This is a genomic window from Pseudomonas sp. E1MeOHC2, assembly GCF_058745025.1.
The window spans coordinates 2622458-2643565 of the sequence record NZ_CP196675.1 but is presented as its reverse complement, the minus strand read 5'-3'; the positions used below and the strand labels follow the sequence as shown (position 1 = coordinate 2643565).

Here is a 21108-nt window from a genome sequence, read left to right as displayed (position 1 = left end):
TTTACTCGGGGGTAGCTGGTGTGCTCGCGAACAGTATTCGTTGATCGACTGCCGTAAACACCCTGGCCACCAGGTACTGCATGTAAAAAAGGCCAGCGAGACGTCGCTCTCGCGCCCCGCTGGCAGAGGTAAAGCCTTTTAACCGGTGATCAGACGCTGATGCACAGGTATTTGATTTCGAGGTAGTCCTCGATACCGTATTTGGAACCTTCGCGGCCCAGGCCCGAAGCCTTAATACCGCCGAACGGCGCGACTTCGTTGGAAATCAGGCCGGTGTTGATGCCGACCATGCCGTATTCCAGCGCTTCGGCAACACGGAACACACGGCTCATGTCACGGGCGTAGAAGTACGAAGCCAGGCCGAACTCGGTGTCGTTGGACATGGCGATGACTTCGGCTTCGTCCTGGAAGCGGAACAGCGGCGCCAGTGGGCCGAAGGTCTCTTCCTTGGCGACAGCAGCAGTCTTCGGCACGTTGACCAGAATGGTCGGCTCGAAGAAGTTGCCTTCGATCAGCTTGCCACCGGCCAGCACCTTGGCGCCTTTGGCAACGGCGTCTTCGATGTGTTCCTGAACCTTGGCGACAGCCTTGCCGTCGATCAGCGGGCCAGTGGTGGTGCCGTCTTCCAGACCGTTACCGATTTTGAGCTTGGCCACTGCAGCGGCCAGCTTCTCGGCGAACGCGTCGTAGACGCCGTCCTGCACGTAGATACGGTTGGCGCAGACGCAGGTCTGGCCGTTGTTACGGTACTTGGAGATGATCGCGCCTTCGACTGCCTTATCCAGGTCAGCGTCGTCGAACACGATGAACGGCGCGTTGCCGCCCAGCTCCAGGGAAACCTTCTTGATGTCCTTGGCGCATTCTTGCATCAGCTGGCGACCGATTTCGGTCGAGCCGGTGAAGGACAGCTTGCGTACCAGGGAGTTGCCAGTCAGCTCGCCGCCGACTTCGCCAGCGCTGCCGGTAACGACGCTCAGCACGCCAGCCGGGATGCCGGCACGGTGAGCCAGCTCGACCAGGGCCAGGGCGGAGTATGGGGTCTGCGAAGCAGGCTTGAGCACCATGGTGCAGCCAGCGGCCAGGGCCGGGCCGGCTTTACGGGTGATCATCGCCGCCGGGAAGTTCCACGGGGTGATGGCCGCGGTAACGCCGATTGGCTGCTTGATGACGATCAGGCGCTTGTCGGGCTGGTGGCCCGGGATGGTGTCACCGTAGATGCGCTTGGCTTCTTCGGCGAACCACTCGATGAACGAGGCGGCGTAGGCGATTTCGCCCTTGGCTTCGGCCAGTGGCTTGCCTTGCTCGGTGGTCATCAGGCGAGCCAGGTCGTCCTGGTTCTCGATCATCAGTTCGAACCAGCGACGCAGCTTGGCCGAACGCTCTTTGGCGGTCAGGGCGCGCCAGGCCGGCAGGGCCTTGTCGGCGGCTTCGATGGCGCGGCGGGTTTCCGCAGTGCCCATCTTCGGCACGGTACCGATGACTTCGCCGGTGGCCGGGTTGGTCACCTTGATGGTCTGGCCGTTGTCCGCATCCAGCCACTCACCATTGATATAGGCTTGCTGGCGGAACAACTGAGCGTCTTTGAGCTGCATGTCGGCTTCCCGAATTGTTGATTGTTGAAAAGCGCCCAAAGCAGGGCATCGAGCGTTTGAAATCTCAAACGAATGCTAAGCGGCTGCTGGGGTGTAGGACAATAGGCTGTTCGAAAAAAAGAACGAATGGTTGAACAGCCTCGGTAAATTTCATGGTTTTTTACACCGCAGCCGGCCTCTTCGCGGGCAAGCTCGCGCCCACAGGGGCTGCGCATACCTTGGAAAATGCGGAGATCCTGTGGGAGCGGGCTTGCCCGCGAAGAGGCCGGTACAGGTTAGACGATTGAACTGAAAGAAATGTGAAGGGAGGACCGACGGCCCTCCCGGAAGGAATGGGTCAGAAGGCCTTGGCCAGGTCGATCACCAGCGCCCGGTAGCCGACACTGCCCGGCTGCCGGCTGTGCACCTTCAGCTCCACCAGCACCTCCTGGGTGCCACGGCGCACCTCATTGAGCACGGTGGTGGTCAGTTTCTCTGGGGTCAGGAAATTCACCGAGGCCGAGTAGATAAACTGGGTATCGGTCTCTGGTCGGTAGGCCACCACCGACGTGACCGGGCTGTACCATTCGTCACCGCGCGCCTTGCCGTACTCCCACACCTGCTCGACCGTGCCCTTGGCTTCGTCGACCTTGTACTCCACCGCGCGGCTGTAGTTGCCGGTCAGCTTGGTCGGGGCAAAATCGCGCCCCCAACCGTTATCGAACACGGTCAGCGTGCCTTTGCCCGTGAGCCAGGCGGTGTGCTGGGTCCAAGACCAGTCGAAGCCTTCGCTTTGCACTGGCGTCAGCACTTTGCCCTGCAACCGCTGCGGCCACCCCTGAGGCGAGGCGAGAATCCACTTCACGGCCTTGTCGCGGCCAATCTTCACCACGCCTTGATGACGTGCTGAAACGATGATGCTGTCGTCATCTGCGTCATAATCGATGGCATTGACGTGCGCCCAGTTGCGCCCTGTGCCCACGCCTGGGGTGTCACCAAAGGGCAGGTCGCCTTCGGCCAGTTCGTTGGCCAGCCGGTCTTCCTGCTTGTGCACACCGTCGGGCAACTGGATCGCTGCCTTGCCGAGGGTTTCCAGCAGGTCGCCACGGTACGGGTCGAGGATCTGGTTCAGGTCCCAGAAGTCGAGCACATCCCCCGCTTCATTGACCTCGATGATGTGGTCGCGGATCGAGCGCACGCGCTTGCCGTCCGGGCGGCGGTAGTCGCTGGTGCCGACCCGCAACAGGTAGGTGCCGTTCGTGGTCTCGCGGATTTCGTGGGAAAAATCGGCAAACTTGTCCGGCAGGCTGCGCTGCCAGATACGTCGGCCAAGCAGGTCGTACTTGGAGTAGGTCTGGCCCTGGCCCCAGATCAACTTGCCGTCACGGGTCTGCTGGAAGCCCATGGTGCCGCCCAGGCCGTCCCGGCGGTTGGCGTCGTGGATCTGCTCGATATCCAAGTACCAACGCACGTCGCCATTACTGTCGGCGATCCAGTTGTTGCCCACCTGGTCCCACTCGGCCGCGCCCCCCAGGCCATTCCATTTGAAGGCCCGACCACCGGGGATATCACCCTGCAGGTGGTTGAACAGGTACAAGCGGTTTTCGAAACCGGGCGCCACCTTGATCGGCTCGACCTCCGGCAACGCTGCGGTCTGCTTCGCCACCACCGGCAGACGCACGGCAGGCGCATAAACCTGATACCGCTCACGGATGCGCTCGCCATCAAGTTTGTACGTCACTTCCACCTGGTTGACGTAGTCGGGGTAAAGCCCGAACACCGGGATGCCGCCATAAGTCCACAGCGAGCGGTCCGACACCTCGTAGGCGATGTCCACGCCCCGCTCGCCACGGCCCAGCACCCGCACATGGGCTGCGCTCAGTGTGCGCCCGCCGTCGCGGATGATGGCCGTCAGCGGTGCCAGGCGGTACGGGTTGACCACCACATCGCCCAGCAGTGCCTCATCGGGCGCGGGGACTTTGGCGGTAAGGCAGGCGCCTTCAGGCAGTGCGGGGGTTTCGGTTTTGGCATTCATGGCAAAGCTCCTTGTGCTCAGAAGTCGTAACGGGCGGTGGCGCCGAAGGTGCGGGGCGTGCCGAGTACCCCGGCATAGCCACCGTTGGCGGAGTTCCACAGGCTGGTGAAGTAGGTCTTGTCGCCGGCGTTTTTCACCCACAGCGACAGGTCAAGCACGCCGTCGCCCTGGTCCAGGCGCACGCCGGTGGAAAGGTTGACCAGCGCGTAGCTGGGGATCTGGCCGAAGTCGGAATCGTCGATGGTGCCCACCGCCTTGGAGCGGAAGGCATAGCTGGCGGTGACATACGGCTCGATGCGCTCGGCCAGTTGCCACTTGTATTGGGCATTGAGGTTGGCGATGTACTTGGAGGCGCCGACCACCTGATGGCCCGACAGGTCGCAGGTGGCGGTGGCATTGGCCAGGCTGACTTCTGGCGGGCACGGCGCATCGTCGTACTCGGTGTAGCGCACGTCGTTCCACGAGCCGTTGAAGTTGACCGTGAGGCCACGCACCGGCAGCGCCGTGGCCTCGAACTCCAGGCCGCGCGAACGCACGCGCCCGGCGTTGGCCAGGTACTGCACGCGGTTGACCTGGTCATACACGTTGGCCTGGTAACCATGCACTTCAGCCCAGAACAGGTTGGCGTTGAGTTGCAGGCGATCATCGAACAACGTGCTCTTGACCCCGACCTCGGCATTGTTGACCCGCTCGGTGCCGACCAGCAGCGAATCGGTGCCCAGGCGTGGCGCGGCGCCGACGGTAAGGTTGATACCTCCGGACTTCTCGCCATGGGTCAGGGTGGCGTAACCCAGTACCTGGTCGTTGAAGCGGTAACTCAGGCCCAGCAGGCCAGAGGGGCTGAAGCTGTACTGGTTGAGGTCACCCGAATCGTACGCCCCCACCCGGCCTTGGCGCGCCGCAGCTGCAGCGCCAGTAACCGCTGCGCCGCCCGTAGGCGCATCCCGGGTCACCCAGGCGCTCTTCTCTTCGTAGGTACCGCGAATGCCCGCGGTGAAGTCCAGGCGGTCGGTGACATGCCAGGTGCCCTGGGCGAACAGCGCATAACTGTCGGTGTCGATGTGCCCGTCACCGACGGTATTGACGTTGTTCAGTGCGCCAGCCGGGGTAAGGTTCCAGATGTCTGCCTGGGGGCCGTAATAGGTGAAGGACTTATTGTCCAGGTCCTGTTTGAAGTAGTACGCGCCCAGCACGTAGTCGAAGGCGCCACCGGTCGGCGAAGCCAGGCGAATCTCCTGCGAGTACTGCTTGTCGCGCACCGACACACCGGCACTGTAGAACACCGGCACGTTGAGGCCATCGTCGTTGCGCGGGGTGAAGTCCCACCAGCGGTAGGCGGTGATCGAGGTCAGGGTGAAGTCGTTGGGCAAGGTCCAGTTGGCCTCTACCGAGGTGCCTCCCTGGAATACCGTCACCTGCTGGTCGGCATCGAAATTGACCTTGCGGTCCTTGCCCGACACCAGCGTCGCACCGGCCTGGGCAGCCAGGCTCTCGTAGCGGTTGACGCCGTTGATGGTAGGCCCGGTGCTGTACAGGCTGAGGATGCCGTTGTTGGAGTCTTCTTCGTTGTACTCGCCGATCCAGCGCAGGTTGAAGGTTTCACTGGGTTTGAACAGCAACTGGGTACGAAAGCCCTGGCGCTTGCCGCCGTTGAGGTCGTCACCGTTGTGGATGTTTTTCACATAACCATCGTCTTCGGTGCGGTAGGCACTGATGCGCCCGGCCAGGGTTTCGCTGATCGGCCCAGAGAAACTGCCCTGGGTCTGCAGGTAGCCATCCTCGCCTATCGACTGCTGGATACTGCCCTCGCGGTGGAAGGTCGGCTTGCGTGTGGTGATGTTGAGCACACCGGCTGTGGTGTTCTTGCCGAACAGCGTGCCTTGCGGGCCGCGCAGCACTTCCAGCTGCTCGACATCGAGCAGGTCGAAGACCGCCATGCCGGGGCGACCGAGGTAGACGTTGTCCAGGTAAATGCCGACGCTGCCTTCCAGGCCATCGCTGGCCGGGTTGTTGCCCAGGCCCCGGATCGAGATGCTCGATTGCCGCGCATGCACATAGGCAACGTTGGTGCTGGGCACCAGTTGTTGCAGGTCCTGCACGCGGTAGATGCGCTGGGTTTCCAGGGTTTCGCTGTTCAGTACGCTGATCGCGGTGGGCACGCTCTGGGCGGTTTCCTCACGACGGCGAGCATTGACGGTAACGGTGCCGAGCTTGGCGTCCTGCTCCACGGCAGGGGCGGTGCTGACAGGCTCTTCGGCGAAGCTGCCACTGGACGCCGCCAGCAACACGCCAGCGGCCAAGGGTTGCAGGGTGAACCGCGATGCGCGCGCAGGCCAACGGAAAACTCGGGACATGCTGATGCTCCTTGAGGCATGGGCCCTGGGCGAGCATTTCCGTTGGCGGAACCGAATCGCGGTCAGTCGGGCTTATATTCTTTTAAGTGATATAAATATTTGTAATTCATATTTAGTGGAATAAGTAACACCCTTTATAAGGGGACTCACCCTTGTCAGCAATTGCATTTGACCGAAGGTTTTAATGTAGAAAATGCATATCGATCTGCGTCAGCTGCGTCACTACATTGCCCTGGTCGAGCACCGCAGTTTCGTGGCTGCGGCGGCTGCGGTGAACCTGTCGCAATCGGCCTTCAGCCGAAGCATCCAGACCCTTGAGCACAACATCGGCTGCCGCTTGGTGGACCGCGCCAGCAAAGAGCTGGCCCCGACTCGCCAAGGTTTGCTGGTACTGGAGCATTCACGGCGGCTGGTGCATGGGGCGCACAACCTGGTCAATGAGATCCACCAGTTCAACGGCGCCACCACCGGTGTGGTGCGCTTCGGGTCCGGCCCTGCCCCGGCCGGCGGCTTGGTGCCACGGGCAGTGGCGCGCTTCGTCGCCGAATACCCGGCGGCGCGCACGTGCTTTCAGGTGGATAACTGGCAGGCGTTGAACCGCAAGCTGATTGCCGAGGAGATCGAGTTTTTTGTCGCTGACACCCGCCAGTTCGAGTCAGACCCGGATTACCGCGTGCACAAGCTGGCGCCCCAGCGCTGGCACTTCTGCTGCCGCGCCGGGCACCCACTGACCACGCGGAGCACGGTGCAGGCGCGGGACCTGTTCGAGTACCCGTTGGCCACTACCTTTCGCCCGCCGAACATCCGCAAGATCCTCAGCGACCTCAGCGGGCGGCAAGACTTCCTGCCCTCGGTGGAATGCGAGCACGGTTATGCGTTGCTGAATGTGGTGATGCATTCGGACACCATCGGCATTGCCTGCAATGCCAACCTGCGGCCGTATCAACGCGACGGGGGGCTGGTGGCGTTGAAGCTTTCGGACCTGGAGCCGGAGCAGGAAGAGGCGTTTTATACCCGCTATGGGGTGGTGAGCCGGGTGGGGTATGGGTTGTCGCCGTTGGCGCAGGGGTTGGTCAGGCAGTTGATTGCCTGTGATACCGAGGCGTGATCGGCGGGGGCTTTGCCCCCAGAAATTTGAACAAGACAGTTGCTCCCACCTTGGTATGCAATCTCCTGTGGGAGCGGCCTTGCCTCGCGATTGGGCCGCAACGCGGCCCCGCAATTATCAGCCTTTACGGGTTGTGCGGCTCAGTTGCCCATCCACCCCCACCGGCACCTCACCCGCCAACGTCACCCGCCGAACCACACGCGGCTGGGTGCCATAGTCATCCACCGCATAATGCTGCGTCGCGCGGTTATCCCAGATCGCCACATCCCCGGCTTCCCAGCGCCAGCGCACGGTATTTTCCAAGCGCGTCACATGCCCCTGCAGCACCGCAAACAGGTGCTGTGAATCAGCCAGCGAATACCCCTTGATGCGCTTCACGAAATGCCCCAATTGCAGCGCCCGCTCACCGCTGACCGGGTGCACGCGCACCACCGGGTGCTCGGTCTCGTACACCGTCGAGGTGAACACCTTGCGATAGCGCTCCAGCTTGGCCGGGTCTACATCCGGCTTGAGGGATGCGTAGTCGTATTCGTTGCTGTGCACCGCCCACAGCGTGTCGGCCAGCTCGCGCAGCGGCTCGGGCAGCTCCTGGTACGCCGCCGCGGTGTTGGCCCAGACGGTATCGCCGCCGGACGCCGGCGCCACCACGCTGCGCAGAATCGAAGCCTTGGGGTAGGCATCGACGAAGGTCACATCGGTGTGCCAGGAGTTGGCCCGCTGGCCCTCGGCACCGTCAAGCTGCAACAGGTAGCTGGTGCCATCGACCACGGTGGGGTGGGCGACCGGTTCGCCAAGTAACTTGGCGAAGCCTTCCTGGCGCTGGTCGTCCAGGTGCGTCTGGCCACGGAAGAAGATCACCTTGTGCTGGACCAACGCCGCCTGAATGGCTTCGATCGTGGCGGCATCCAGGTCGGCGGAAAGCTTCAACCCGCGAATCTCGGCGCCGATACGGCCGGCAACCGGATGAATGTCGAGTTCAAGGGCGAGTGGCGCGGTGGCCAGGGCGGCATTGCTCATGGTCGTGGTCCTTTCGGTTGTTGTCGGTTCAAAGGGTTAGCGGGCGGCCTGCACGGCCTGCTGTTGTTGCAGTGCGGCGTCGAGGAAGCGGGGTTCGACCCAGTCGGCGACCTGGAAGCCACGGCGGATCAGGCGCTCTTTGGCGGCCAAGTCGACGCCCTGCTGCAGTTGGGCCAGAAAGTCGGCATCCAGGCGGGGGTCGAAGTAGTGCGCGAGGTTTTCCTTGGCCAGGTCGTCGCTGAGGATGCTGCGCGGCCAGCTGGCGTTATTCGCCACCAGCTCGACGAAGGCATCACGGTTGCGTTCATCGCGCAGCCACTCGGTGGCCTGCTCCTGGGCATTGACCAGGCGCTGGACCAGGTCGGGGTGCTGGCGGATGAATTCGCCGGTGCCCAGCAATACCGCCTGGGTGCTGCCGGCGCCTTGCAGATCACGCGAGCTGACGGGCAACTCGACCAACCCGCGTTCACGCAGCGAGAGCAGGTTCGACAAGCCCCAGGTGGCGTCGATCTGCTTGGCGGCCAGCGCGGCGTTGGCAGCGTTGAAGTCCAGGTTGATCACTTTCAGGTCACGCTCGGACAAACCCTGGCTTGCCAGCGCACTGGCGAACGACAGCTGGTTGGCGGTGCCGCGGAACACCGCCACACGCTTGCCCTTGAGGTCGTGCAGGGTCTTGATGCCGGACCCCGGCACCACCCCCAGGTAGCTTTTCACCCCGCGCACGCCGGCCGACAACACGCGGGTATCCAGGCCATTGGCCTTGCCGACGATCGCGGCCAGGTCGCCCAGGTAGGCAAAGTCGGCCTGGCCGTTGGCCAGGGCCTCGTTTACCACCGGCCCGGCGCCCTTGAAGAAGTGCCAATCGATGCGGATGCCGTCCTTGGCGAATTCCTTCTCCAGCAGTTGCTGGTCACGCAACACATCGACCACACCGCCTGCGCTGTGCTTGCTGCCTGCGCTCAGGTCAGGCACGGCGATGCGGATGCTCTCAGGCTTTGCCGAGTCTGCGGCGTGGGCGTTGAGGGTGAAGACCAGCCCAAGGGCGGTGATCAGGTGGCGCAATGGGGTTTTCATGGCAAGGCTCCTTGGCAGGCTGCCACCGACGATGGCCGGCGCTTTGGCCAGAAGCTAGGCAGGTCTGGTTAGAACCTACAAAGATCAAAACTTCATTTTTTAGTAACCAGAAAGCATAAATCAGGTGTTCTGCGGGCCTGCGGGGCGCTTGCGGAGAACGCATGGAAAATATGAGGAAAACGCAACGGTGAAGGGCTTCCGCCTGCAGGGGTTGCATGCTTTTATCTCTTGAAGTTCGCACTTATGATTTTTTAATTCCATTAGTGCATAAGATAACAACGCTTCGTTCGAGAGATGCCGATGAATGGAATTTTGAACCGGAGTTGGGGATGGCTGCGGGGTCCGCTTCGCGGCTCTTTCGCGACGCAAGGCCGCTCCTACAGGGGATCTGCGTATCTTTCGTGGGTACTGCCGGTGCTGATAGCGGTGTTGTGGGTGGTCGCCAGCCGGCAGCACTGGATGAGCGAACAGATTCTGCCGGCGCCTTCGCGGGTGTGGCAGAGCGCCGTGGAGTTTGGCTCCGGGGAGCTTTGGGGGCACCTGTGGATAAGCCTGCAGCGGCTGTTCTGGGGGTTGGCGGCGGGGATTGCCAGCGGCTTGCTGCTGGGTACCTGGCTGGGGTCGTCGCGGCGGGCCCAGGCGCTGGTGCTGCCCACCTTCGTCGCGCTGGCGCAAATCCCCACCCTGGCTTGGATTCCGCTGTTCATGCTGTTTTTTGGCATCGGCGAGTTGCTCAAGCTGGTGGTGCTGGTCAAGGCCGTGGTGGTCCCGGTCACCCTGCACACCCTGGTCGGTGTGCGCGATGCCCAACCCAAACTGCGTGAAGCTGCAGCAGCGCTGCGCCTGCCACGTCACTTATTGTTCCTGCGCCTGCTGTTACCCGCCGCCCTGCCCGCCTTCCTCACCGGCGTACGCCTGGCCCTGGCTACCGGCTGGACATCGTTGCTGGCCGTGGAGCTGCTGGCCTCAAGCGAAGGTATCGGCTACCTGATGGTGTGGGGCCGGCAGTTGTTCATGCTGGACCTGGTGTTGCTGTGCATCCTGGTGATCGGCCTGGTGGGGGCGTTGATGGAGCAAGGCTTCTCGCGCCTGGAAAAACGCCTGCTGTTCTGGCCCCAACCTGCCACGGGCGAGCAGCAGCGCGGCCCCCTCGCAAAAGGTTGGCAAAGCCTGTTGCTGCCGATCGCACTGCTGGCGCTGTGGCAGGCCTCCAGTAGCCTCGGCTGGGTCGACCCAAACATCCTCACCTCGCCGCTGGGCGTGCTGCGTACCCTGTTCAGCGGGCTGGCCGACGGCACGCTGTCAGAAGCGTTGCTGCTGAGCCTGCAACGCACCTTGACCGGCCTGGTGCTGGGGGGTGGCGCGGGTTTGTTGGTTGGCCTTTTGCTGGGCCTTTCACACCGCGCCGAGCGCGTGCTGGGGCCAAGCCTGACCGCCGTGCGCCAGGTGGCACTGTTCGCCTGGGTGCCGCTGCTTACGGCCTGGTTCGGTTTGGGCGAAGGCGCCAAGGCCGTGTTCGTGGCCTTGGCGGCGTTCTTCCCGCTGTTAATTGCTACCCAGCGCGGCATCGCCGGGCTGTCGCCACAGCTGGGCGAAGCGGCCCGCACCTTGCGCCTGGGCCTGTTGCAGCGCCTGCGCCTGCTGGTGCTGCCGGGCGCCGCCCCGGCGATCTTTGCCGGCCTGCGCCTGTCGCTGATTTATGCCTGGCTGGGCACCATCGGCGCGGAATACTTCATGCCTTCTGACGGCGGCATCGCCAGCCTGATGATCGGCGCGCAACAGCTGTTCCGCATGGACCAGGTGATGGCCGCCATGGTCCTGATCGGCCTGGTCGGCGCCCTGCTCGGCACCCTCGGACAACGCCTCGAATCGCGCGCCACGCGCTGGAGAACTGCATGAACGCCTTCAACACCTCGCACCTTTCCGCCGCCAACCAGGCCGATGTGACCCCGCCGTTGGTCAGCTTCGAGGGGGTCGGTAAAGTATTCCGCGTCGATGGCCAACCGTTCGAGGCCATTCACAACTTCAACTTGTCGATCAACGAAGGTGAGTTCATCGCCATCGTCGGTGCCTCCGGCTGTGGTAAATCCACCCTGCTGCGGCTGCTGGTGGGGCTCGACACCGACTACAGCGGCAGCATCCGCGTCGACGGGCAGCCGGTCAGTGGCATCGGTGGCGAACGCGGCATCGTGTTTCAGGAGCACCGCCTGTTCCCCTGGCTGACGGTGGAGCAGAACATCGCCCTGGGGCTGGTCAACGAGCAGCTCACCCAGGGCGAGCGCGCCAGGCGTGTGCATGAGTTCGTGCTGCTGGTCGGCCTCAGCGGGTTCGAGTCGGCTTACCCGCACCAGCTCTCGGGCGGCATGGCACAGCGCGTGGCAATCGCCCGCGGGTTGGTGGCAAGCCCACGGATCCTGCTACTCGACGAGCCCTTCGGTGCCCTCGATGCACTGACTCGCCAGCAACTGCAGGATGAGCTGCTGGCCATTCGGGAACGCGCCGGCATCACCACCCTGCTGGTGACCCACGACGCAGAAGAGGCCACCTACCTGGCCGACCGGGTCGTGGTGCTGGAGCCGCGCCCAGGTCGGATCAAGTCGGTGGTCGAAATCGACCTGCCGCACCCGCGCCTGCGCACAGGCGTGGCGCTGCATGGGCTGCGCGAGAAAGTGCTGCACCAGATCACCGGCACCGGTGGCTACCTGCCGCCTGCGCCTCGCCGGGTAGAAGGGCTGCGACCCGAGCTGATCGCACTCTGATCTTTGTGCCACCGGGAAAAACAGCCACAGTTCAAGGCGATAGACGCAACCGAAACAGATCGGTATCATGCGTGCGCGTTGCACTCGTAGCTCAGCTGGATAGAGTACTGCCCTCCGAAGGCAGGGGTCGTGGGTTCGAATCCCGCCGAGTGCGCCATCTTCTTTCCTTTCCCCCGTAGTACACGGGGGAATCGCCGCACGGGCTGCCCAGCCCCGCGCAAATCGTTTACTTCCTGCAATGCCCGAGCGAACGTTATCCCGACATGTGCGAAAAGCGACCGGTTTTTCGACCCAGCATTTGATCCAGCGCGTGCAGTTGAACCGGGCTCGGGTCCTGCTGGAAACCAGCAGGTTCTCCGTCGAGTCTATCGCTGAGCAGGTGGGATACCAGGATGCCACGGCCCTACGGCGGCTTATGCGCCGCCTGTTACACGCTTCCCCAAAGCAACTGCGCCAGTAAACGCTATCCGTCCTGACGATCTCGCCCGCAGGCAGCTCGGATCATTGAGGAAGCGTTGAGGTTTTGAGAAAAAACGCTCTGTCGAACGCTTCAACAACCGGCATGGCGATGCGCAACTGGTGATGCCCCGCCTCGCTGAGTGATAGCAGATTCGCCCGCTGATCTTGCGGGTCTGTCCGTTTCTCGATGAGCCCGTCCTTTTCCAAGCGGGATACGATCTGCGAAATGTGCATGCGGTCCATGCCGGTGAAGTTCGCGATGCCATGTTGAGTGATGTGCGCACAGTCGCGTGTCAGCCAACCGCACACAGCCAGGATCGCAAACTGCGGCTGGGTGAGCCCCATGGGCTTCAGGAGCGCATTGAGCTGGCGCTGCCAGTCCAGAAATTCGCGCCAGAGTCGAAACCCTGGGCTGTTGCTTGGCCCCACGTAGGCAGAGCCACTCCAATTTTCGTCAACAACCAACGTGTCCGCACTCACGATGCACTGACCTGAACTTCGCTGGCGCGCTTGAGGCCAAGCATCGTATTGGGCAACGAAGCCTGAATAGACTTGCCGATCAAGTAACGAAACAAAAAACTCAAAGGGCCGCTGAACTCGACCCAATGGGTTGCAACGGTCCATCCACCCGTCGCCGACAGGCTGTGGCCGAACAACATGCGGCACAGCGGCAACCGGCTCTGGACCGAGAATGACTTGCCTGGCGTCACTTCGACGACCTGGATGCTGGCCTTCGGCCCACCCTTGGGTTTCAGCCAACCCTTGGCGCCCTGTTTGAGGCCTTCGGGCAAACTGGCGGCAGTCACCTCCGTATCCCAATCGACCCAGTGGGCGGCGTCCTGGTACAGCCTGAACACGCGCTCTGGCTCAGCGCTGATCTCAATGGACGCTTTGATCGTCATGGCTCACTCCTTAAGTCATCTGTCAAAGCGCAATGGTAAATATATTTACTAATTTAAACCAGCTGCAAACCAACCCGATCCCACGCACCCAACGGGGTAGGCGCACTCACCCGTGAAGATCGCCCACCCCGTTGAGCTACGCCACCGCGCCGAGAACACATGCCGCAAGCGCAGCGCGTACCTTGCGGCATCAGCACTCAGCTATGCAGGGCTCGTTCGTACGCTGCCAACACCGCTTCATGCATGGCTTCGGACATCGTCGGGTGTGGCAGGATACTTTCGATCAGTTCAGCCTCCGTGGTCTCCAGGCCCCGCGCAATGGTGTAACCCTGGATCATCTCGGTCACCTCCTCACCGACCATGTGCGCGCCTAACAGCTCGCCGCTGTCTGCATCGAAAACCACCTTGACGAAGCCCGCCGTGGCGCCCATGGCAATCGCCTTGCCATTGGCAGCGAAGGGAAACTTGCCGACCTTGAGGGCCTTGCCAGCGCTGCGCGCCTGGGCTTCGGTATAGCCGACGCTGGCGACTTGCGGGTGGCTGTAGGTGCAGGCCGGCACGCTTCTAGGATCCAGAGGACGAGGGTTATGGCCAGCGATCTTTTCGACACAGATCAGCGCCTCGTGGCTGGCCTTGTGCGCCAGCCACGGGGCCCCGGCCAGATCACCAATGGCGTACACGCCCGGCTCGCCCGTGCGGCAGAACTCATCCACCACTACATGACTGTGCTGCACGTTGACCCCAGTGCCTTCCAGCCCCAGGTCCTCGACATTGCCGACAATGCCCGCCGCCACCAGCACCACGTCGGCCTGCAGGGTCTCATTGCTGTTGCCTTCAAGGCGCAGTTGTACCGCGCCCCGTTCCACCTTGCTGCCTTGCAGCGCACAGCCGGTGTACAGGCGTATACCGTCGCGGGTCAGGGCCTGGGCCACATGGGCACTGATCTCCTGATCCTCTACCGGCAAGATCCGATCGGCCATTTCAACCACGCTGACCTGTGAACCCAGGGCATGATAAAAACTGGCAAACTCGATGCCGATCGCACCTGCCCCCACGATCACCAGGCGCTTGGGCACACTGTGCGGCACCAGCGCTTGCCGATAGGTCCAGAAATACTGGCCGTCTGGCTCCATGCTCGGCAGCACTCGGGCCCGGGCACCGGTTGCAAGAATGATATGCGGTGCGCTCAGTGTGAGCTCGCCCTGCTCTGTATTTACCCTCAGTCGCTGTGGCCCATCCAGGCGTGCGTGGCCGTTGAACACCTGGACACGGTGCTTTTTCATCAGTCCGTTGACACCCCGCTGTAGCTGGCTGGCCACATCACGGGAACGCTTGACGATAGCCTCCAGGTTCGGCCTGGCCGGGCCGACCTCAATACCGAAATCGCCCGCACTGTTGAGCAGGCGCAATACATCGGCGCTGCGCAGCAAGGCCTTGGTCGGAATGCAGCCCCAGTTCAGGCAAACCCCGCCCAGTTGTGCCTTTTCCACCAATGCGGTGCGCAGGCCTAACTGACTGGCGCGGATAGCGGCCACATAACCGCCGGGGCCGCCCCCCACGACGATCAGATCGAATTTCGTATCGCTCATGGGAACTCCCTCAGATCAGCATGCCCAACGGGTTTTCCATCAGGCCCTTGAACACGGCCAGCCATTGCGCAGCCAGCGCGCCATCCACGGCCCGATGATCTACCGACAAGGTGCAGCGCAGTACCGAACCCACCTTCAGCTCCCCGTTTTCAACCACCGGTTTTTGCAGGGTTGCCCCCACTGCCAGAATGGCTGCGTGGGGGGGATTGATAATGGCGCTGAACTGCTCGACGCCAAGCATCCCCAGGTTGCTGATAGTGAAGCTCCCGCCCTGGTACTCCTCGGGCCGTAGACGACCATCTCGGGCACGCCCGGCGAGTTCGGCCACCTCTGCGCTAATCTGCGACAGGGCCTTGCCATCGGCATTGCGCACCACCGGCGTGATCAAGCCAGTAGCGGTGGCGACCGCCACACAGACGTCCGCCTGGTGGTACTGGCGCAAGGCTGTGTCGGTCCAGGTCACATTCATCGCCGGCACCTGCCTGAGCGCAACCGCCACGGCCTTGACGATAAAATCATTGATCGAGATTTTCTTGGTTGCGTGCTGGTTGGCTTGCTCACGCAGGGCCAGCAATCGCTCCATCCGGCATTCCAGCTCAAGATAGAAATGCGGTACCGTCGCCTTGCTCTCCACCAGGCGCCGGGCAATGGTCTTGCGCATGCTGCTGTGGGGGATTTCAGCAAAGTCGACAAGTGCTGCCGGCGTTGCCGCAGCCACTGCACTGGCAACGGTTGCCGACTCAACGTCGCGCTTGACGATACGCCCATTGGGCCCGCTGCCCTTGAGCGACGCCAGCTCAAGCCCCTTGGCTGCTGCCAGCCGGCGAGCCAGAGGGCTGGCGAAAATACGCCGACTGTCCTGCGCAGCCACCGGGGGTGCCTGTTCAGCCCGCGCTTGAGGTGCAGGTGTGTCGTCCACCACCGGTTCGTTGGCCGCCAACGCTGCGCCGGCCTTGGCCAACAGAGCAGCGATATCGACTTGCGTTTCGCCTCTGGCAAACAACACCCCGATGGGTGCCCCTACCTCCACTTCGCGCCCCGGCTCGACCAGGATCTTGCCCAGCACCGCATCTTCTTCGGCTGCCAGCTCGACCAGGGCCTTTTCGGTCTCGATCTCGGCGATGCAATCACCGGCGCAAATGCTGTCGCCTTCTTTGAGGGTCCAGTTCTGGATCGCGGCGTGGGTAGCGTTGGCCGATACCTCTGGCATATGTAAGAGCTTGGCCATCAGGCACTCCGATCGTTGAACAGGTCAGGACGGTAGGCGGCGATATCAGCGTATTCCACCAGTTCCAGCACGTTGCCCTCGGGGTCACAGCAGAACAACGCCTTCACATCAGGGCGCAGCTGGATCGGGGCGTCGCCAGCGCAGAACGTTGCGCCGGCACTTTTCAGGTCGGCTACCAAGCTGGCGATGTCTTCGACAATGAACGTCAGGTAGCTCGCATTCTGCCGGTCGAGAATCATCCCCTGCTCAGGCCGGGTCGGCGTTCGCTCAGGCGCCAGCAGCTTGATGCGTTCACCGTAGGGCGTCTGCAAACGCACCACGCTGTAACCGCCTTCGCTCAGGCCCACCCGCTGCGCGGCCGCAGCCGGCATCTGCACCTGGGCGACGAAGGTAAAACCCAGTACTTGCTGATAAAAGCGGCTGAGTGCCGGCAGATCGACGCAGCAAATACCCACTTCCATGGGAACCAGCATGTTCAGGCTCATTGATGTGCACCTTTTTCACGGATGACCTGTTGCAGGCCTTCGATCACTTCCTCGGTGCGGGCACAGGCGGCGCGCTCCAGGACTTTGGAAATACTCGGCGAACCTTCGCCACCGGTCACACGCTGGATCGGCTGGTCGAGCCAGTCGAAACACCGGCGCTGTAGTTCGTCCGCCAGCCAGCCGCCGTACGACGTGCCCCGGGCGCCCTGCTCGACGATCAGCACGTTATTGGTCTTGCGAATACTCGCCTCGACCGTGGCCCAGTCAAAGCTGGCACGGTCGAGAAAACGCAGGTCAATGACCTCGGCATCGATCCCGGTCTGCGCCACCGCCTCCAAGGAATGCCCGACCATGCTCAAGTAGGTAAGGATGGTCAGGTCACGCCCTTCGCGGCGCACGGCAGCGGTGCCGAACGGGATCTGATAATCCAGGTCATCCACCGGCACTTCGCCGCTTTGGCTGTACAGATCGACGTGTTCGATCACCAACACCGGGTCCTTGCAGGCCAGCGCGGTGTTCATCAGGCCGATGTAGTCGAACGGCGTTGAGGCCGCAACAATGCGCCAGCCTGGGTTTGTCACGTAGATGCCGGCCGGGTCCATGGAGTGCTGCGAGCCGTAGCCGGTGCCCATGGCGATCTTGGTGCGCAGTACCAGTGGCACGTCACTTTGCCCGCCGAACATATGCCGGGCCTTGCCGATCTGGTTGAACACCTGGTCGGCGGCGACCCACATGAAGTCGGGGTACATGAACTCGACCACCGGTTTGAAGCGCCCGTCCAGGGCCATGCCGCCACCGAGCCCGCAGAAGGCGTTCTCACTGATCGGGGTGCCGAGGATGCGCTCCGGAAAACGCTCTTTCAGGCCGCGAGTAGCGCCGTTGGTCCCCCCCTTGAGGCGGTGTACGTCCTCACCCATGACAACGATGCTGTCATCGGTTTCCATGCGTCGGTTCATGACATCGGCGATGGCATCGATGAACTTGCGTTGCTCCAGGCCTCCGCGGTAGCTCGATTGCTCACAAGTGCGGGCGTCGGCCAGCTCGCTGAGGTCGCCACGAATACCGACGTCGCGAAAGTCCGGCGAAGGCCACAACTCGGGACGAATTCGGCGCTTGCCCGGCTTGCCGTTAGGGTCGGCTTCCAGCAATGCCGCAGCCGCCTGGGCCATTGCCAGCTTGATGGTTTCGCGCAGGTCGGCCAGGCCAGCATCGTCAATCAGCTCGCGCTTTTTCATTTCCCGGGCCAGGCGCTCAAGCGGATCACGGGCACGCCAGCTCTGCTCCTCCTCCTTGCTGCGATAGCCGAATGCACTGCCGGGGAACGGGCCGTTCTGATGGAAGAAGCGGTACACATCCGCCTCGATGACCGTCGGGCCGTTACCGGCACGCATATGCGCCAGCGCTTGCTGCATGGCCAGGTAAACCGCCAGCGGGTCCATGCCGTCGACTTTCCAGCTCGGGATATTGAAGCCCAGCCCACGCGCCGACAGGCGCGGTTCGGCAGTGGCTTCGTCAACCGTCGTGGACACCGCGTACAGGTTGTTCTCGATAAAGAAGCACAGCGGTAGTTTCCAGGCAGCCGCCAGGTTCATGGTCTCCAGCACCGAACCGATGTTCACCGCGCCATCACCGAAATAGGTGACCGCCACGGTGTCGGTCTGGGCATGCCGGTGGGCCCAGGCTGCCCCGGCCGCCAGCGGCACACCGCCGCCGACGATGGCGTTGGTACCCAGGGCGCCAGCCTCGGCCCACTGCAGGTGCATCGAGCCGCCACGGCCTTTGCAGAACCCTTGGGCCAAGCCAAGGATTTCCGCCAGGGTACGTTGCAGCAAATCCTGAATCGGGGCGTTGATCGGTGCTTTCGGGTCGATACCCTCGGGCATCAGGTACACCAGCGCCTTGGCCAGGAACTGGTGGTGGCCCCGGTGCGAACCATTGACTTCATCCGCCGCGCCCAGCGCAACAATAGAGCCGGCTGCGCCCCCTTCCTGACCGATGCTCGAATGCGCAGGCCCATGCACCAGGCCTTCACCGGCCAGTTCCAGCACGGTCTCCTCAAAGGCGCGAATCAGGTGCAACTGGCTGAGCAGAGTACCCAGCAACGCAGGGTCGGCCTGCTTCCAGTCGGTGTCGGTGGTACTGAGCTCAACCCACGGCGACGCCGGCGACAAGGCAACACTTTTCGGCATTTCACTTCTCCACAAATGACTCAATCAACAGGCCACGGCGGCCGGCGCTGCGAGGGCTATCTAGAAGCCGTTGGCGGTCCAGCCGCCGTCCGACACGTAAATTTGCCCCGTGATGAAGGTCGCGCTGCTCGACGCCAGGAACAGCGCCAGCTCCGCCATCTCGCCCGGCTCACCGAGGCGTTGCAGCGGCGTGCGCTTGCGCAGCGCCTCGACGTCCAGGCGCCCGGCTCGTTGCAGCTCTTCCACCAGCGGAGTGCGGGTGTAGCCAGGGCCGATGGCGTTCATGCGGATGCCATGCCGGGCCCACTCCACTGCCAGGCATTTGGTCATGGAGACCACGGCGGCCTTGGTCGCGCAGTACGCGGTGCGGTCCGCAGAATGGGACACGCCCCACATCGACGAGGTATTGATGATCACGCCGCCCTGTTGATCGATCATGTGCCGGGCCGCCGCCTGGGCGCAGAAGAACACACTGTTGAAATTGATCTCGATGGCTCGGCGCCATTCAGTTGGCGTGATGTCCAGGGAAGGCTTGTTGATGGACACGCCCGCGTTGTTGAGCAACACGTCGATGCGCCCGAAACACGCCTTGGCATGAGCAAAGGCGGCCTCGACAGCGGCTTCGTCGGTGACCGAGGCCTGGAAGCATTCAACCTGAATCGTTGGGAAGCTTTGCTGCAGCGCGCCCTTCGCATCCGCCATCGCTTGGGCGTTGATGTCGATCAGCAGCAAGTGCGCGCCGTTGCGGGCAAAGCCCTCGGCCAGAGCCAGGCCGATACCACTGCCGCCACCGGTAACGACCACGGCTTTGCCACTGATACCGGCATAGGCGCTGTGCTGGAAAACGGCTGTATCTTGCTGTAGCTGCTCGGGCAACGCGGGAGAGTAATCTGGATGGGACATGGTGTTCTCACTTGTTGTCATGTCTGGTCCTACATTTATTTGTACTTGTCAGACCAGTTGATAAAAACTAACGTCCGACTAAAGGTCTGTCAAAGCAATTTGCTGAAAAGGCGCCGATCAGAACAGCGCCAGGCTGTAGCTGACGATCAATCGGTTGTCGTCCACCGACGGACCGAAATTGGAACGCACCATGGCATTCCTCCAGCGCAACCCGAGGTTCTTCAACGGCCCGCTCTGGATGACGTAGGACAGGTCGAAGTCCCGCTCCCACTCCTTGCCGCCGTTACCGCCAGCCACTGCTACGTTATCGCCACTGACGTAGCGCACAAAAGCGCTCAGCCCCGGTATACCCATGGCCGCGAAGTTGTAGTCGTAGCGCAATTGCCAGGCTTTCTCCTCGGCCGAGGCAAAATTGCGCACCTGGATATCGCTGGGCAACACGGTAGTGGTCGGGCTCAACCAGATCGTGCCGTCGTCGCCATACATGCGTTGCCAGGCCGCCATCAGCGTATGCCCACCAATGCCGGCACTCAGGGCCGTGTAGAACGAACGGTTGTCGATCTGCCCGGCCTTGGCCTGGCCTTCTTCCTCGGAGTCGAGCAAGCCGACATTGGCACCCAGCGTCCAGGCGCCGACCGGTTGTTTGTGGGTGAACTGGATATAGCGCTGGCGGTAGATGTCCTCCAGCTGCGCGCCCCATAAGCCGACCATCGTCCGCTCCTGGTTGAAGCGGTACTCGCCGCCCAGGTAGTTGTAGCGATCGGAGGTGGCGAAGGCGCGACCATCAATGAACAAGTCCTGACGGTCGCTGGAGTTGCGCTGGGTGAACGAGCGCATCTGTCCGGCATTAAGGGTCAGCCCGGTGATTTCTTTCGAGGTCAGCATGGCACCCTGGAACGTCTGGGGCAGCAGGCGGGCATCGTTGTACTGAAGAATCGGCAGGGTCGGCAGCAGTTCGCCGACTTTCAACTCGGTGTTGGACACTTTCAGTTTGACTGCCGCCCCCAGGCTGGAGAAATCATCCGCCGAGCCATCGCCGTCGTCGGGCAGCAACAGGCTGCCGGCGCGTCCGCCGCCGCTGTCGAGTTTGACCCCGAGGCGGCCGATCAAATCGACCCCAACGCCCACGGTACCCTGGGTATAGCCAGACTGGGCATTGAGCAAGAAGCCCTGGGCCCACTCCTCGCTCTTGGCCTTGGCGGCACCGCTGTCGCGAAAGTCGCGGTTGAAGTAGAAATTGCGCATCTGTACGCGGGCCGTCGCGTCCTCGATGAACCCATGCTCCTCGGCCATGGCCAGGCCCGGCAAGGTACTCAGCAACAGCAGCGGTCGTGCGGTGAAGTGTTTGGTTAGGCTCATTGTTATTGTTATCCCCAGTGGTTTGCACACGCAGCAGCCCCTGGCGAGCGCCAGCGCCGCCACAGAATCCGCGTGA

The 21108-nt window shown here is 62.6% G+C and carries 16 protein-coding genes, 1 tRNA gene and 1 pseudogene; 5 read left to right on the top strand and 13 right to left on the bottom strand.

The genetic code is table 11. The features are described 5' to 3' along the window. Nucleotides 1–149: 149 nt before the first annotated feature. From gabD to ACSSU5_RS11745, 3 genes are all read right to left on the bottom strand, one after another. Nucleotides 150–1592, bottom strand: a complete 1443-nt coding sequence (gene gabD / locus ACSSU5_RS11755; protein WP_264310754.1) for an NADP-dependent succinate-semialdehyde dehydrogenase — start codon at nucleotides 1590–1592, stop codon at nucleotides 150–152. Nucleotides 1593–1929: 337 nt separating this feature from the next. Further along, nucleotides 1930–3606, bottom strand: coding sequence for an aryl-sulfate sulfotransferase (locus ACSSU5_RS11750; protein ID WP_492561202.1), 1677 nt, complete (start codon nucleotides 3604–3606; stop codon nucleotides 1930–1932). 17 nt (nucleotides 3607–3623) lie between these two features. After that, complete coding sequence (locus tag ACSSU5_RS11745; RefSeq protein WP_264310756.1) at nucleotides 3624–5960, bottom strand: TonB-dependent receptor; 2337 nt, start codon at nucleotides 5958–5960, stop codon at nucleotides 3624–3626. Nucleotides 5961–6153: 193 nt separating this feature from the next. On the opposite strand from ACSSU5_RS11745, the gene ACSSU5_RS11740 reads away from it, so the two are divergent. Beyond that, on the top strand, nucleotides 6154–7068 hold the full coding sequence (locus ACSSU5_RS11740; protein ID WP_264310757.1) for a LysR family transcriptional regulator: 915 nt from the start codon (nucleotides 6154–6156) through the stop codon (nucleotides 7066–7068). Nucleotides 7069–7185: 117 nt separating this feature from the next. Here the strand turns inward: ACSSU5_RS11740 and ACSSU5_RS11735 are convergent, their stop codons facing one another. After that, nucleotides 7186–8085, bottom strand: coding sequence for a TauD/TfdA dioxygenase family protein (locus tag ACSSU5_RS11735; protein ID WP_492561201.1), 900 nt, complete (start codon nucleotides 8083–8085; stop codon nucleotides 7186–7188). A 36-nt stretch (nucleotides 8086–8121) separates the two neighbouring features. Next, on the bottom strand, nucleotides 8122–9159 hold the full coding sequence (locus ACSSU5_RS11730) for an ABC transporter substrate-binding protein (protein ID WP_492561200.1): 1038 nt from the start codon (nucleotides 9157–9159) through the stop codon (nucleotides 8122–8124). A gap of 300 nt (nucleotides 9160–9459) precedes the next feature. Here ACSSU5_RS11730 and ACSSU5_RS11725 point away from each other — a divergent pair, with 300 nt between their 5' ends. The 4 genes and pseudogenes from ACSSU5_RS11725 to ACSSU5_RS11710 all read left to right on the top strand — a co-directional run. After that, nucleotides 9460–11058: an ABC transporter permease gene (locus ACSSU5_RS11725; RefSeq protein ID WP_492561199.1), complete on the top strand. Its 1599-nt coding sequence runs from the start codon at nucleotides 9460–9462 to the stop codon at nucleotides 11056–11058. Beyond that, complete coding sequence (locus ACSSU5_RS11720) at nucleotides 11055–11918, top strand: ABC transporter ATP-binding protein (RefSeq protein ID WP_492561198.1); 864 nt, start codon at nucleotides 11055–11057, stop codon at nucleotides 11916–11918. The genes ACSSU5_RS11725 and ACSSU5_RS11720 overlap by 4 nt, the downstream gene beginning before the upstream one ends. A gap of 80 nt (nucleotides 11919–11998) precedes the next feature. Further along, nucleotides 11999–12075, top strand: a tRNA-Arg gene (locus ACSSU5_RS11715). A gap of 81 nt (nucleotides 12076–12156) precedes the next feature. Continuing rightward, nucleotides 12157–12378 (top strand): annotated as a pseudogene (locus ACSSU5_RS11710) (helix-turn-helix domain-containing protein); the annotation flags it as partial. A 41-nt stretch (nucleotides 12379–12419) separates the two neighbouring features. On the opposite strand, the gene ACSSU5_RS11705 reads toward ACSSU5_RS11710, so the two are convergent. The 8 genes from ACSSU5_RS11705 to ACSSU5_RS11670 all read right to left on the bottom strand — a co-directional run bounded on the left by ACSSU5_RS11705 (nucleotide 12420) and on the right by ACSSU5_RS11670 (nucleotide 21032). Then, a complete protein-coding gene (locus tag ACSSU5_RS11705; RefSeq protein WP_492561197.1) occupies nucleotides 12420–12857 on the bottom strand; it encodes a MarR family winged helix-turn-helix transcriptional regulator in 438 nt (145 codons plus the stop codon). Beyond that, nucleotides 12854–13279, bottom strand: coding sequence for an SRPBCC family protein (locus ACSSU5_RS11700; protein ID WP_492561196.1), 426 nt, complete (start codon nucleotides 13277–13279; stop codon nucleotides 12854–12856). The genes ACSSU5_RS11705 and ACSSU5_RS11700 overlap by 4 nt, the downstream gene beginning before the upstream one ends. Nucleotides 13280–13476: 197 nt before the next feature. Continuing rightward, the gene (gene lpdA / locus ACSSU5_RS11695; RefSeq protein ID WP_492561195.1) at nucleotides 13477–14868 is read right to left on the bottom strand and encodes a dihydrolipoyl dehydrogenase; all 1392 of its coding nucleotides are present in this window, start codon (nucleotides 14866–14868) and stop codon (nucleotides 13477–13479) included. A 10-nt stretch (nucleotides 14869–14878) separates the two neighbouring features. Beyond that, nucleotides 14879–16096 (bottom strand): pyruvate dehydrogenase complex dihydrolipoamide acetyltransferase, encoded by a 1218-nt coding sequence (locus ACSSU5_RS11690; RefSeq protein ID WP_492561194.1) that lies wholly within the window; start codon nucleotides 16094–16096, stop codon nucleotides 14879–14881. Next, nucleotides 16096–16581: a VOC family protein gene (locus ACSSU5_RS11685; RefSeq protein WP_264310766.1), complete on the bottom strand. Its 486-nt coding sequence runs from the start codon at nucleotides 16579–16581 to the stop codon at nucleotides 16096–16098. The genes ACSSU5_RS11690 and ACSSU5_RS11685 overlap by 1 nt, the downstream gene beginning before the upstream one ends. Continuing rightward, nucleotides 16578–18770 (bottom strand): alpha-ketoacid dehydrogenase subunit alpha/beta, encoded by a 2193-nt coding sequence (locus ACSSU5_RS11680; RefSeq protein WP_264310767.1) that lies wholly within the window; start codon nucleotides 18768–18770, stop codon nucleotides 16578–16580. Before ACSSU5_RS11680 ends, ACSSU5_RS11685 begins: the two co-directional genes overlap by 4 nt. A gap of 60 nt (nucleotides 18771–18830) precedes the next feature. Next, entirely contained in the window at nucleotides 18831–19673 is an 843-nt protein-coding gene (locus tag ACSSU5_RS11675) for an SDR family NAD(P)-dependent oxidoreductase (protein WP_492561193.1), read from the bottom strand. Between the two features lie 117 nt (nucleotides 19674–19790). Next, nucleotides 19791–21032, bottom strand: coding sequence for an OprD family porin (locus ACSSU5_RS11670; RefSeq protein ID WP_264310769.1), 1242 nt, complete (start codon nucleotides 21030–21032; stop codon nucleotides 19791–19793). Between the last annotated feature and the right edge of the window lie 76 nt (nucleotides 21033–21108).